The organism is Raineyella fluvialis, assembly GCF_009646095.1.
GTDB classification, from domain to species: Bacteria; Actinomycetota; Actinomycetes; order Propionibacteriales; family Propionibacteriaceae; genus Raineyella; species Raineyella fluvialis.
In genome coordinates, this window is the sequence record NZ_CP045725.1 from 3,387,902 (window position 1) to 3,400,776 (window position 12,875).

Consider the following 12,875-nt stretch of genomic DNA (forward strand, 5'->3'; position numbering starts at 1 on the left):
CTCGCGACGCCGTGGTGCCGGAGCGGTGAGCACGGGCGACGGGCGGGATCTCCGGGAGGATCATCGCGTCCCGGGGTGGGCGGCGAGGTAGGAGGCGCGCATCCGCGCCGCCTCACGCAGGTAGTCCAGACCGGTCAGCACCGTGAGCACGAAGGCCGCGGCCATCAGGATCCAGGACACGATCTCCATCGCGCCACCGATCGACAGCCCGGCGGCCGGGAGCGGCAGCAGGTAGAGCACGAGCGCCGCCGACTGGGTCATGGTCTTGGCCTTCCCGCCGCGGTTCGCCGCCATGACGCCGTACTTGAGGATGAAGAAGCGCATCACGGTGATGCCCCATTCGCGCAGCAGGATGACGATCGTCACCCACCACCACAGCTCTCCGATGACGCTCAGACCGATGAAGGCCATGCCGGTGAGCGCCTTGTCGGCGATCGGGTCCATCAGCTTGCCGAAGCTGGTGATCAGATTGCGGGAACGGGCCAGGTGCCCGTCGACGAAGTCGGTCGCCATGGCCACGACGAACACCCCGGTGGTCATCCATCGCCACCCCGCGGCGTCCGGGTGGGACAACAACATCCAGCCGAACAGCGGCACTAGCAGGATGCGCAGGACGGTGAGGGCGTTCGGCACGTTCCAGGGGGACGGCTCGCCGGTGGACGGGGTGCTCATCAGTAAGCCTCCAGCGGAACGGCGACCAGGTCGATGCCCTCGGCATCGCTGACCCGGGCGCGAACGAGGTCTCCGACAGCGAAGCGTCGGTCGGGCGACGCGGAGAGGTCCAGGGTGGTGACCCCGTCGACCTCGGGACCCTGGTGGGCCGCTCGGCCGATCCAGGCGCCGTCCTCGTCGTCACGCTCCTCGAGCAGGACCGTCACCTCCTCGCCGATCCGGTCGGCGGCACGGTCCTCCATCACCTCCATCACCAGGTCCGCCAGCATCGCGCGGCGGTCCTCGATCTCGTCCTCGGGCAGGTGCCCGTCGAGACGGACGCCCTCCGTGCCCTCCTCGTCGGAGTAGGCGAAGACGCCGCAGACATCGAGACGCGCGGCGCGCAGGAAGTCGGCCAGCAGTTCGACGTCATGCTCGGTCTCGCCGGGGAAGCCCGCGATGACGTTGGCCCGGATACCCGCCTGCGGCGCGACGGACCTGACCCGGTCGACCAGGTCGAGGAAGGCCTCCGGATCACCGAAGCGGCGCATCCGGCGCAGCACGTCGGGTGCCGCGTGCTGGAAGGAGAGGTCGAAGTAGTCGACCACGCGGTCGAGGCCAGCGATCGTCTCGATCAGTCCGGGCCGGATCTCGGCGGGCTGGAGATAGCTCACCCGGATCCAGGGCAGGTCCTCGACCTCACACAGACCACGCAGCAGCGTGGTCAGGTCCTGCCCCCCGCCGAGGTCCTTGCCGTACGACGAGGTGTTCTCCGAGACGAGGAAGGCCTCACGGACCCCCTGGGTGGCCAGCCAGCGCGCCTCCTCGACAACCTCGGCGACCGTTCGGGACACGTACGAGCCCCGGAACGAGGGGATGGCGCAGAAGGCACACCGTCGATCGCAGCCGGAGGCGATCTTGAGCGGTGCCGAGGGGCCTCCGGACAGGCGGCGGCGGAACGAGCGTGGCCCACTCGCCGGGCCGGTCACGGCGGCGTCCGCCAGGTGGGTGACGCCCGGCACCGCGACGGTGGCCGCGGCCGCACGGCGCTCCACCGGCGTGATCGGCAGCAGTTCGCGACGGTCGCGGGGGACGTGGGGTGTGGGATGGACCCCGTGCAGGATCCCCTGCAGACGGGCGGCGATGTTGTCGTAGTCGTCGAAACCCAGGACGTCGGTCTCGGGCAGTTCCGCGGCGAGTTCGGCACCGTAGCGCTCGGCCATACAGCCGACGGCGACGACGGCCTGCGTACGGCCCTCGGCTTTGAGGTCGGCGGCCTCGAGGAGGACGTCGACGGACTCCTGCTTCGCCTGGGTGATGAACCCGCAGGTGTTCACCAGGACGGCGTCGGCGCCGTCGGCGTCATCGACGAGGCGGAAGCCCCCGCGGCCAGCCGGCCGGCGAGCTCCTCGGAGTCGACGTCATTGCGTGCACAGCCCAAGGAGACCAGGTGCACGGACAGCAGGTCTGATGATTCACCACTCATGATGCCGTCCAGTATCCCCTACGAAACGCCCGAGGCCGGCCACCCGACGAGGCGACCGAGGCCGCGACCCACTCAGCCCTGCTGCAGATTCTCCAGCACCTCGTCGAGGTCGTCCGGCTTCACCATCACGTCGCGAGGCTTGGAGCCCTCGGAGGGGCCGACGATGCCGCGGGTCTCCAGGATGTCCATCAACCGTCCCGCCTTGGCGAAGCCGACCCGCAGCTTGCGCTGCAGCATCGACGTCGACCCGAGCTGCAGGTTCACCACCAGCTGGGCCGCTTCGAGCACCAGTTCCATGTCGTCACCGATGTCCTCCGCGACCTTCTTGGAGGCGGCCGGTGCCACCACGTCCTCGCGGTACTGCGGCTTCAACTGGTCCTTGACGATGTCGACGACGTCGCGGATCTCCTTCTCGGTGACCCAGGAGCCCTGGACACGCACGGGCTTGGAGGCTCCCATCGGCAGGAACAGACCGTCGCCCTGACCGACGAGCTTCTCGGCGCCGGGCTGGTCGAGGATGACTCGCGAGTCCGTCATGGACGAGGTGGCGAAGGCCAGCCGGGACGGCACATTGGCCTTGATCAGGCCGGTGACGACGTCGGTCGACGGGCGCTGGGTCGCCAGCACCAGGTGGATGCCGGCGGCCCGGGCCAGCTGGGTGATCCGGACGATGGAGTCCTCCACGTCCCGCGGCGCCACCATCATCAGGTCGGCCAACTCGTCGACGATCACCAGCAGGTACGGGTACGGGCGGACCTCGCGTTCCGACCCGGCGGGCGGCTGCACCTGGCCGGCCCGCACCGCCTTGTTGAAGTCCTTCACGTGCTTGAAGCCGAACTCCGCGAGATCGTCGTAGCGCTGGTCCATCTCACGGACCACCCACTGCAGCGCCTCAGCCGCCTTCTTCGGCGACGTGATGATCGGCGTGACGAGGTGCGGGATGCCCTCATAGGCGGTCAGCTCGACCCGCTTGGGATCCACCAGGATCATCCGCACCTCCTCCGGAGTGGACCGGACGAGGATCGAGGTGATCATCGAGTTGACGAAGGACGACTTGCCCGAGCCGGTCGCGCCGGCCACCAGCAGGTGCGGCATCTTGGCCATGTTGGCCAACACGTAGCCACCCTCGACGTCCTTGCCCAGGCCGACGGTCATCGGCTCGTGGTCGTTGCGTGCCTTGGTGGACCGCAACACGTCACCGAGGGAGACGATCTCCTTGTCCTTGTTCGGGATCTCCACGCCGATGGCCGACTTGCCGGGGATCGGCGACAGGATCCGTACGTCAGCGCTGGCGACGGCGTAGGCGATGTTCTTGGAGACGTTGAGGACCTTCTCGACCTTCACCCCGGGACCGAGCTCGATCTCGTAGCGGGTGACTGTCGGGCCGCGGGTGTAGCCGGTCACGCGGGCGTCGATGTCGAACTCGTCGAACACCTCGGTCAGCCGGTTCACCACCTCGTCGTTCGCCGGCGTCCGCGGCTGGGGCGGGGTACCCGCCTTGAGCACGGCCATCTCCGGCAGGCGGTACTCGACGTCGCCGACCTGTTCCACGCGCTGCGGCAGCGGCGAATCGTCCGGCGTCTCGGCCGGCGGATTGACGGTCACCCTGGGCGCCAGGCCCGCGGTGACCGGGCCGGTCTTCGCAGCCTCGACGGCCGTGGCCGGGCCCTTCCAGCGCGGCAGGGGCTCGGCATCGAGGCCGTCGTCGAAGGCCATCGGGTCGATGTCGGTGAAGTCCTGGCGTTCCCGGGTCCTGGGCGCGCGGGCGATCACGACGCTGTCCTCATCGGAGGCGCCGCGACGCTTCCGCGCGCGCGGAAGCGTGTCCCGCGTCATCTCGTCCTCGGCCGGTGCGTCCGGGTCGGCCTGACGGACCGACCGGCCACGACGGTGCCCACCCACCAGCGGCGTGTCGTACGCCTGCTCGTCGACGCCGTACTCCGGACGTTCGGACGCGTGCGGCAGGCCGCCCCGCGCCTGGTGGACCAGCGCAGGGATCTCCCGGAGCGGGACGCCGACGATCAGGACCACCCCGTAGACCGTCAGCAACACCATCAGCGGCACCGACACCCAGACCGTCATCAGGTCGGTGAGCACGCTGGACGACACGAATCCGAGAACGCCCCCGGCTTCACGCAGGGCGACCGGGTCGGCGGGTCGTGGCAGGCCATGGGCGACGCTGACCAGCCCGAGCAGGCCCAGCGCTGCCGTGAGCCACCCGACCACCTGCCGACCGGCCGGCCCGGTGGTCTGGGGGTGGCGGATGGTCCGCCAGGCCATCGTGCCGGTGAGCAACGGCGAGGCGTACGCGGCCATCCCGATCACCGACGTCACCGCGAACTCGAGCCACTTCCCGGTCGGTTCGGGCAGGCCCCACCAGAACTCCGCCGCCAGCACGATGGTGGCGCCGATCAGTGCCAGGCCGACCCCGTCACGTCGTAGGTCCGGGGGACGTCGCGTGCAGTGGTGCCGATCGACCGGACCCCCGCCGCCACCAGCCCGGCGATCCCGTCCCAGAGGACCACCAGCGGATTGCGCGGCTTCGGGGGCGGAGTCCGCCGCCCACCCGAGGCGCGCTGCTGCGGCGGGCGCGAGGACGACGAGCCACCCTTGCCGCGGTTGCTCGCCGAAGATCCCCTGGATCCCCCGGAGCGTGCTCCACCCGAACGGGCCTGAGTGGTCCGCCCGTCGGAAGGACGCGCAGGGGAAGTCGCGCGTGTCGCCATGCTTCCGACACTAGGCCATGGAGGCAACGGCTCCCGGGCGCACACGCCGAGAGCCGGGACGCCGGGACGCCGGGACATCCGGACGTCACGCGAGCGACAGGCTGCCGACGGGGTCAGCCCTCAGCGACGCGCAACCGCAGGCCCGGCGTCCAGCCGCCCTCGGCGAGTGCTGGGCGCAGGTGCCACAGCGGGTCGACCGGACCGATGCCCTGTCCCAGCGCGTAGCCGGCCGGGATCGCACCGATCATGAACCGCTTCGCCAGGCCGACCGCCTGCGGCGCCGTGAGCCCTTGGCCGAGCCCGGCGGCGATCAGCGAGGCCATCGTGCAGCCGGTGCCGTGCGTGTGAGTGTTGTCGGCGCGCGGAGCCCGGAACACATGCCGCTCGCCGGTGTAGGAGACCAGCAGGTCGTCTGCGTCGCCCTCCTTGTGACCCCCCTTGATGAGCACCCACTCGGCCCCGAGCTCGAGCAGCGCCCCGGCGAGCATCGTGGGCGGAGTGGTCGCCGACATCCCGGCCAGCAGCGCCGCCTCGGGAATGTTCGGGGTGAGGACGGTGGCCAGCGGGACCAGGTCCGAGCGCAGCGTGGCGACCGCCTCGGCCGCCAGCAGCGGGTCACCGTGCTTCGACAGAGCGACCGGATCGACCACCAGCGGGACACGGGTGCCGTCCGCACGGGGCGGGACGGTGACGACCAGTTCCGCGACGGTGCTGACGATCTCGGCGGAGGCGAGCATGCCGGTCTTGAGGGCGTCGACGCCGATGTCGTCGACGACGCTGCGGAACTGCGCCCGGATCGCGTCGAGCGGCAGCGGCCAGGCCCCCTGGACACCGACGGAGTTCTGCGCGGTGACGGCGGTGACGACGCACATCCCGTGCGTACCCAGTGCCATCATCGCCTTCAGATCGGCGGGGACCCCCGCTCCCCCACCGGAGTCGGTGCCCGCGATAGTGAGCACGCGCGCCGTGGGCAGCGCCCGTGGTGCGTCGGGGGACGCCGTGAGGTCGTCAGTGGAAGTGGTCATAGCCCTGCCGTCCTTCCCATGGCCTGCCGTCCACCGTGACGGCCCAGGATCCTGGAGTCGATGATTCCCCGACCGTACCGATCACCGTCCAGCCCTCCGGCAGCGCCCCCGGGGGGAAGGTCGCGGCCAGGGCGTGGTCCTCGCCGCCGGTGAGCAGGTACACGTACGGGTCGATGCCGGTGGCCTGCCCGACCGCGCGGATCGGTTCGGGCATGCCGAGGGCCGAGCGGTGCACGTCGATCGTGACGTGCGACCGCTGCGCAATGTGGCCCAGGTCGCCCAGCAGCCCGTCGGACACGTCGATCATCGCGGTCGCCCCGGCTCGGGCAGCCTCAAGGCCCGCACCGTACGGCGGCTGCGGCACCTGCTGGGCCTCGACGACCGCCTTGGGCGTCCGGAAGCCGCGGCTCAGGGCGGCGAGGCCGGCGGCCGCCCACCCGACGCGTCCCTTCAGGGCGACGAGGTCCCCGGGCCGCGCGCCGGACCGGAGCACGGGACCCTCCGGGCCCACGTCACCCAGGATGGTGACGGAGATGGTGATGTCGCGGGCCTTGGTGATGTCGCCACCGATCAGCGACACGCCGGCACGGTCGCACTCCTCGCGGACCCCCTGGATGAAGTAACGCACCCAGGTCAGGGACAGGTCACCGGGTGCGGAGAAGCCCATCACGATGCCGATCGGTCGCGCCCCCATGGCCTCGATGTCCGACACGTTGACCGCTACCGCCTTGCGTCCGATGTCCATCGCGGAGGACCAGTCCCGTCGGAAGTGGACCCCCTCGATCAGGATGTCGACGCTGCACAGGGTCCTGCCGTCGCGGGTGCGGACGATCGCGGCGTCGTCACCCGGCCCCAGCTCCACCTGGTCGTTCTCGGTCAGGCCCTTGGTGACAAGGTCGATCAGCTCGAACTCGCCGACGTCGGCGATGGTCTGTCCACCGCCGGCGGGATCGTCGTCCCCCGGTCGGGGGCCCGGATAGGGCCAGGGACTGCGCCCGGAGCTGGCGGTCGGATTCATCGGACTCCTCGTGGTCGGTGTCCTCGACACGGTAGCGTGAGCCCCCACGGGGCTGAGCCCCGAGTACCGAGAAAAGGGGAGGCCATGGTCGGCACCACACAGCTGGAGCCCACGGATGCTGAAGCCCTGCCGGTGGAGGCGTACGTCCTGGTGCAGACCGAGGTGGGTCGCAGCGAGGAGGTGACCGCCGCCATCCGCAGCATCGACGGTGTCACCCATGCCGACGGCGTGACCGGGCCGTACGACGTGATCGTGCGGGCCCACGCAGGGGACATGATGGCCCTGGGGCGGCTGATCCGCGCGATCCAGGAGGTCGACGGGATCACCCGGACCGTCACCTGCCCGGTCATGGCGGAGTGAACCGTCTCGACACCTCCCCGCGTCGGACGTGCGGCCGACGAGCCGGCCTCGTCCTGTCCGCGCTCGCGGCGGTACTCGTCCTCGGCGGGTGCAGCGCCCCGGTGCAGTTGCCCGACCCGCAGGTCGACGACGCGACCCGGACGACCTGCTCGGCCCTTGTCGCCGACGCACCGGCGACCCTGCTCGGGTCGCCGCGCCGGGCGACGACCGGATCCCTGGCCGTTGCCTGGGGCGACCCGCCGATCACCCTGGCCTGCGGCGGGCCCAAGCCGGCGGGACTGACCGCGACCAGCCCATGCCTCGAGGTCAACGGAGTCGGCTGGTGGTCCCAGGACGGCACGACCGGGACGATCTTCACCACCGTCGGCCGAGCCGTCTACGTGCAGGTGGGGGTGCCGAACGCCTACGGCAACTCTGGGGACGCCCTCGCCGAGCTTGCCCCCATCGTGTCGCGTCACGACACGCTGCTGCGCCCCTGCGCCGGGTGAGGCACCCGGACCCGAGGACAACGGCACCGGCGCACGGCCGGCCCCCGCCGGAGCGGGTGCCGATCAGCGCAGCCCGACGGGCCGGCACAGGGCCAGTTCGATGAGCCGGTCGATCAGGTCGGGGTAGGCCACTCCGGCCGCCGCCCAGACCTGCGGGAACATCGAGAACCGGGTGAAGCCGGGCATCGTGTTGAGCTCGTTCACCAGAACGGTGTTGTCATGGGTGAGGAAGCAGTCGACCCGGGCGAGGCCTTCACAGTCGAACGCCTCGAAGACGCGGATCGCCACCTCGCGCACCTCGGCCGCGACGGCCGGATCGAGATCCGCGGGCACGTGCAGACTGACCTGCTCCTCGGGAAGGTACTTCGCGTCGAAGTCGTAGAAGCCCGAGGCGTTGTGCATCTCGATCTCGGCCACCACGGAGGCCTGGGGCCGACCGCCTGCCGGGTCCTGGAGGACGCCGCACTCGATCTCGCGCGCCTGGACGACGCCCTCCTCGACGATCACCCGCGGATCCCAGCGCTGCGCCTCGGCGATCGCGTCGCGCAGGCCGGCGGGATCCTCGACCCTGGTGATACCGACGCTGGAGCCGCCTCGGGCCGGCTTGACGTAGACCGGGAACCGCAGGGCCGAGATGGACTCCAGGCAGGCTTCCGGATCGGCGGCCCAGTCCGCCGGCCGGATCCCGACCCAGGGGCCGATCGGCAGGGCGCTGAGGGCCATCACCTGCTTCATCCGGATCTTGTCCATGGCCACCGCGCTGGCCGTCACCCCGGAGCCGACGTAGCGGATGCCGTACATCTCGAAGAGGCCCTGGATGGTGCCGTCCTCGCCCATCGGTCCGTGCAGCAGCGAGAACGCCAGGTCGATGTCGTGGACATCGACGAGTCGGTCGCCGTCGATCGATGCGATCCGGGCGCCGTCCGGCGTCCGGGCCAGCACGGCGTCGGGCCGGTCCTCGGGGACCTCCGGCAGGACGCCGTCGACGGTCGTCAAGGCCACCACCTCGTCGAGCCCCAGCTGGACCCACCGGCCGGAACGGGTGATGCCCACGGCCACCAGGTCGTAGCGTTCCTGATCGATCGCGGCCAGCACTCCGGCGGCGGTCAGGCACGACACCCCGTGCTCGGAGCTGTTGCCACCGAAGACGACGGCGACGGTCGGGCGAGCGGGTGTGGTCATGGGACCTCCTGGGACGACAACGGGCAACACCCTACCGCCGTCGGGAGGGCACTCCGGACCGGTGAACCGAGCCCGATCACCACTCGGGTTTGGGCTCCCGCTGCATCAGGACCGGGACCAGAGCCGCGGGTGACGTACGTCCCTCCAGGACCTCGACGACCCCCGAGACGATGGGCATGTCGACCTCGTAGGCGCGGGCCAGATCGCGTACCGCGCGGCTCGTCGCCACGCCCTCAGCCACCCCCCGGCTCTCCCGCGCCGCCTCCTCCACCCCCAGGCCGCGGCCCAGCCGCTCGCCGAACGTACGGTTCCGCGACAGAGGCGACATGCAGGTGGCGACCAGGTCGCCGAGGCCGGCCAGGCCCGCGAAGGTCTCCCGCCGACCCCCCATCGCCTCACCCAGGGCGGCCACCTGGTGCAGCCCCCGGGTGATCAACGAGGCGAGGGCGTTGTGCCCATAGCCCAGCCCCTCCCCCATGCCGACGGCGAGAGCGATGACGTTCTTGGCCGCTCCGGCGATCTCGACGCCGACCACGTCGTCGAGGGTGTACGCCCGGAACGAAGGGGTCAGGCACCACTGCTGGACCAGCTCACCCACGGCGGCCTCCCTCGCCGCCACGACCGACAGGGAAGGCTGCCGTTCGGCGATCTCGCGCGCGAGGTTGGGACCGGAGAGGACGGCGATCCTGGCCGTGGGCACTCCCCCGACCTGCTCGATCACCTCGCTCATCCGCATGTCCGTCCCCGTCTCGATTCCCTTGACGAGGCTCAGGACGGGGGCCGTGGCATCGCGCCAGACCGGCAGGGTGGCCAGGTGGCGCAGATAGCCGCGCAGGTGCTGGGCGGGCAGTGCAAGCACGACCAGATCGGCGCCGGCGAGACCGCGGACCGGATCGGTGGTGGCGCCCACCGTCGGGCCGAGCTCGATGTCGGAGAGATAGGAGGGGTTGTGGTGGCGCTGGTTGACCCCGTCGGCAATGACGGGACGGCGGGCCACCAGCGTGACGTCGTGACCGGCGTCGGCGAGGACCCTGGCGAAGGCTGTCGCCCAGTTGCCCGCTCCGAGGATGCAGCACTGTGCCATCCGGTCAGCCTATCGTCGCCGGCCGGACGCCGCGCCCGCACCGCCCCGCTGGTCGTCGAGCAGACAGGTGTGCCAGCATCCGAGGCATGAGCGATCTCGGCGATCCCGTCCACTGGCTGCTGCCCCCCGATCCGGACGCCACCGAGGCCTTCCGGGACTGGCCCGCGCCGGCCCGGCACCGACTGGCCCTGTGCGCCCTGTTGGACCGGATCGATGACGTGACCTCCACCGGCACGCGGGTCGGGGTGGTGGTGGCCGGCACGACGGGTTCCCCGTGGATCGGGCTCGCCGCGCGACTGCGGTCGTACGGTGCGGAGGCGCAGGTCGCCGGCATGGTTCCCGGACAGGCGACCGAGCAGATGGAGATGCCTGCCGACGCCGACTCGGCCCGGGCGGGCCGGCATGGCGCGGCGATGCTGGGACCGGCGGATACGCCGGTACGTCATCTGGGGGTCACCGTGACCGGCACTCCCGGAGAGACACCGTGGACCGGCCCATGGATGGTGCTGACCGACGAGGGCTGGCGGGCCGAGCTGTCCCCGACCGCCCTGCTGGACCCCGTGCTCGGATTGCGTCCGGGACAGCGTCTGCAGGTGATGGTCACCCTCGGTGCCGAACCGCGGGTCGTCAGCGCCTGGCACTAGACAGCACGCCGCGCCTCGGCCGGGAGGTGATACTCCCGGCCGAGGCGCGGCGGTGGTGGCGGACTCAGTCCTGCGTGCGCAGCGGGAGGGTGGCGACCTTCCAGCTCGGCCGCTTGGCCTCGTACGCGGCGATCTCGTCCTCGTGGGTGAGGGTGACGCCGATGTCGTCCAGACCGTTCATCAGCCGGTAGCGGGTGTAGTCGTTCACCTCCAAGGGTGCGACCAGATCACCGGCGGTGATCGTCCGGGCGTCGAGGTCGACGGTCACGGGGAGGGCCGGATCGGCCTCGGTCGCGTCCCAGAGCTTCTCGACGACGTCCTGGGGGACCACCGCGACGAGCAGCCCCGACTTACCGGCGTTGTTGCGGAAGATGTCGCCGAAGCGCGACCCGATGATGACCTTGAAGCCGTAGTTCTGCAGGGCCCACACCGCGTGCTCACGCGACGAGCCGGTGCCGAACTCCGGGCCCGGGATCAGGATGGTGGCGCCCTGACGCTCGGGCTTGTTCAGGACGAACTCCGGGTCCTGGCGCCAGGCGGCGAACAGCCCGTCCTCGAAGCCGGTCTTGGTGATGCGCTTGAGGTAGACCGCCGGGATGATCTGGTCGGTGTCGACGTTGCTGCGGCGCAGCGGAACGGCCGTGCCGGTGTGCTCGATGAACTTCTCCATGGCGATACTCCTCAGGCGTTCTGCAGGACGGGCAGGTCGGCGGGACCGGCCAGGTGACCGGCGACCGCGGTGGCGGCGGCGACGGCCGGGGAGACCAGGTGCGTACGGCCACCCTTGCCCTGCCGGCCCTCGAAGTTGCGGTTCGAGGTGGAGGCCGAACGCTCGCCCGGCTTCAGCTGGTCGGGGTTCATGCCGAGGCACATCGAACAGCCGGCGAAGCGCCAGTCGGCACCGGCCTCGGTGAAGACCTTGTCCAGGCCCTCGTCCATGGCCTGCTGGCGGACCCGCTGCGAGCCGGGGACGATGAGCATCCGCACGCCTTCGGCGACCTTGCGACCCTTGATGATGGACGCGGCGAGGCGGAGATCCTCGATCCGGCCGTTGGTGCAGGAGCCGACGAAGACGGTGTCGACCGGAATGTCCTTCATCGGGGTACCCGCGGTCAGGCCCATGTACTCCAGCGCCTTCTCGGCAGCGGTCCGGTCGACCTCGTCGGAGAAGTCCTCCGGGGCGGGAACGGCCGCCGCCAGCGGCACGCCCTGACCCGGGTTGGTCCCCCAGGTCACGAACGGGCTGAGCTGGGTGGCGTCGATGTCGACCTCGACGTCGAAGGTCGCGTCGTCATCGGTCCGCAGGGTCTTCCAGTAGGCCACCGCGGCATCCCAGTCGGCGCCCTGGGGTGCGTAGGGACGCCCTTCGAGGTAGGCGAAGGTCTTCTCGTCGGGGGCGACCATGCCGGCCTTGGCCCCCCACTCGATCGACATGTTGCAGATCGTCATCCGGCCCTCCATCGAGAGTGCCTCGATGGTGCTGCCGCGGTACTCGACGATGTGGCCCTGGCCGCCGCCGGTGCCGACCTTGGCGATGATCGCCAGGATGACGTCCTTGGCGGTGACGCCCTCGGGCAGCTCACCATTGACGTTGACGGCCATCGTCTTCAGCTTGGCCTGCTGCAACGTCTGGGTGGCGAAGACGTGTTCGACCTCGGAGGTGCCGATGCCGAAGGCGATCGCACCGAACGCGCCGTGGGTGGCGGTGTGCGAGTCACCACAGACGATCGTCATGCCCGGCTGGGTCAGACCGAGCTGCGGGCCGATGATGTGCACGACACCCTGGTCGATGTCACCCAGGGAGTGGATCGGCAGGCCGAACTCCTCCGCATTCTTCCGCACGGTGTCCAGCTGGAGCTTGGACACCGGGTCGGCGACCGGCGCGAAAATGTCGTCGGTCGGGGTGTTGTGGTCCTCGGTGATCATGGTGAGCTCGGGACGGCGTACACGGCGACCGGCCTGGCGCAGCCCGTCGAACGCCTGCGGGCTCGTCACCTCGTGGGCGAGCTGCAGGTCGATGTAGAGCAGGTCGGGTTCCCCGTCCGCGGAACGGACCACATGGTCCTCCCAGACCTTCTCGCTCAGGGTCTTACCCATCGAATGTCCTCCATCCGGATCAACAAGGACCGCTCTGCATGCCGACCGGAGGTGCACACTGCATCGTGCGGTCTTACAATGCGAGACGTAAGTCCCATTTCGTGAGATCATCGT

General features: G+C 70.5%; 11 protein-coding genes and 1 pseudogene. 3 read left to right on the top strand and 9 right to left on the bottom strand.

Annotated features, from left to right (window positions below):
• Positions 1-60 precede the first annotated feature (60 nt).
• The 5 genes and pseudogenes from pgsA to Rai3103_RS15615 all read right to left on the bottom strand — a co-directional run bounded on the left by pgsA (position 61) and on the right by Rai3103_RS15615 (position 6,906).
• Complete coding sequence (gene pgsA, locus Rai3103_RS15595) at positions 61-672, bottom strand: CDP-diacylglycerol--glycerol-3-phosphate 3-phosphatidyltransferase (RefSeq protein WP_153573343.1); 612 nt, start codon at positions 670-672, stop codon at positions 61-63.
• A pseudogene (gene rimO / locus Rai3103_RS15600) lies at positions 672-2,113 on the bottom strand (30S ribosomal protein S12 methylthiotransferase RimO). Before rimO ends, pgsA begins: the two are co-directional and overlap by 1 nt.
• A gap of 96 nt (positions 2,114-2,209) precedes the next feature.
• Positions 2,210-4,558, bottom strand: a complete 2,349-nt coding sequence (locus tag Rai3103_RS15605; RefSeq protein ID WP_228489360.1) for a DNA translocase FtsK — start codon at positions 4,556-4,558, stop codon at positions 2,210-2,212.
• A gap of 418 nt (positions 4,559-4,976) precedes the next feature.
• Positions 4,977-5,888 carry a bifunctional hydroxymethylpyrimidine kinase/phosphomethylpyrimidine kinase gene (thiD, locus tag Rai3103_RS15610; RefSeq protein WP_153573345.1) on the bottom strand — a complete coding sequence of 304 codons (912 nt, stop codon included), beginning with the start codon at positions 5,886-5,888 and terminating at the stop codon, positions 4,977-4,979.
• On the bottom strand, positions 5,872-6,906 hold the full coding sequence (locus Rai3103_RS15615) for a thiamine-phosphate kinase (RefSeq protein WP_153573346.1): 1,035 nt from the start codon (positions 6,904-6,906) through the stop codon (positions 5,872-5,874). Before Rai3103_RS15615 ends, thiD begins: the two co-directional genes overlap by 17 nt.
• A gap of 84 nt (positions 6,907-6,990) precedes the next feature.
• Here Rai3103_RS15615 and Rai3103_RS15620 point away from each other — a divergent pair, with 84 nt between their 5' ends.
• Both Rai3103_RS15620 and Rai3103_RS15625 read left to right on the top strand, forming a co-directional pair.
• A complete protein-coding gene (locus Rai3103_RS15620; protein ID WP_153573347.1) occupies positions 6,991-7,266 on the top strand; it encodes an Lrp/AsnC family transcriptional regulator in 276 nt (91 codons plus the stop codon).
• Positions 7,263-7,754 (top strand): DUF3515 domain-containing protein, encoded by a 492-nt coding sequence (locus Rai3103_RS15625; RefSeq protein ID WP_228488986.1) that lies wholly within the window; start codon positions 7,263-7,265, stop codon positions 7,752-7,754. The genes Rai3103_RS15620 and Rai3103_RS15625 overlap by 4 nt, the downstream gene beginning before the upstream one ends.
• Before the next feature lie 63 nt (positions 7,755-7,817).
• Here the strand turns inward: Rai3103_RS15625 and Rai3103_RS15630 are convergent, their stop codons facing one another.
• Positions 7,818-8,936: a D-alanine--D-alanine ligase family protein gene (locus Rai3103_RS15630; protein WP_153573348.1), complete on the bottom strand. Its 1,119-nt coding sequence runs from the start codon at positions 8,934-8,936 to the stop codon at positions 7,818-7,820.
• 76 nt (positions 8,937-9,012) lie between these two features.
• Positions 9,013-10,020: an NAD(P)H-dependent glycerol-3-phosphate dehydrogenase gene (locus tag Rai3103_RS15635; RefSeq protein ID WP_153573349.1), complete on the bottom strand. Its 1,008-nt coding sequence runs from the start codon at positions 10,018-10,020 to the stop codon at positions 9,013-9,015.
• Positions 10,021-10,106: 86 nt separating this feature from the next.
• On the opposite strand from Rai3103_RS15635, the gene Rai3103_RS15640 reads away from it, so the two are divergent.
• Positions 10,107-10,664 (top strand): hypothetical protein, encoded by a 558-nt coding sequence (locus tag Rai3103_RS15640; protein ID WP_153573350.1) that lies wholly within the window; start codon positions 10,107-10,109, stop codon positions 10,662-10,664.
• A 64-nt stretch (positions 10,665-10,728) separates the two neighbouring features.
• Here Rai3103_RS15640 and leuD read toward each other — a convergent pair whose 3' ends face one another.
• On the bottom strand, positions 10,729-11,334 hold the full coding sequence (gene leuD, locus Rai3103_RS15645; RefSeq protein ID WP_153573351.1) for a 3-isopropylmalate dehydratase small subunit: 606 nt from the start codon (positions 11,332-11,334) through the stop codon (positions 10,729-10,731).
• An 11-nt stretch (positions 11,335-11,345) separates the two neighbouring features.
• Positions 11,346-12,761: a 3-isopropylmalate dehydratase large subunit gene (gene leuC, locus Rai3103_RS15650; RefSeq protein WP_153573352.1), complete on the bottom strand. Its 1,416-nt coding sequence runs from the start codon at positions 12,759-12,761 to the stop codon at positions 11,346-11,348.
• Positions 12,762-12,875: the final 114 nt, after the last annotated feature.

What these genes read in the sequence shown, in the direction of transcription:
- pgsA (WP_153573343.1), bottom strand. Translation starts at nt 672, where the DNA reads ATGAGCACCCCGTCCACCGGCGAGCCGTCCCCCTGGAACGTGCCGAAC.
- thiD (WP_153573345.1), bottom strand. Translation starts at nt 5,888, where the DNA reads ATGACCACTTCCACTGACGACCTCACGGCGTCCCCCGACGCACCACGG.
- Rai3103_RS15615 (WP_153573346.1), bottom strand. Translation starts at nt 6,906, where the DNA reads ATGAATCCGACCGCCAGCTCCGGGCGCAGTCCCTGGCCCTATCCGGGC.
- Rai3103_RS15620 (WP_153573347.1), top strand. Translation starts at nt 6,991, where the DNA reads ATGGTCGGCACCACACAGCTGGAGCCCACGGATGCTGAAGCCCTGCCG.
- Rai3103_RS15630 (WP_153573348.1), bottom strand. Translation starts at nt 8,936, where the DNA reads ATGACCACACCCGCTCGCCCGACCGTCGCCGTCGTCTTCGGTGGCAAC.
- Rai3103_RS15635 (WP_153573349.1), bottom strand. Translation starts at nt 10,020, where the DNA reads ATGGCACAGTGCTGCATCCTCGGAGCGGGCAACTGGGCGACAGCCTTC.
- Rai3103_RS15640 (WP_153573350.1), top strand. Translation starts at nt 10,107, where the DNA reads ATGAGCGATCTCGGCGATCCCGTCCACTGGCTGCTGCCCCCCGATCCG.
- leuD (WP_153573351.1), bottom strand. Translation starts at nt 11,334, where the DNA reads ATGGAGAAGTTCATCGAGCACACCGGCACGGCCGTTCCGCTGCGCCGC.
- leuC (WP_153573352.1), bottom strand. Translation starts at nt 12,761, where the DNA reads ATGGGTAAGACCCTGAGCGAGAAGGTCTGGGAGGACCATGTGGTCCGT.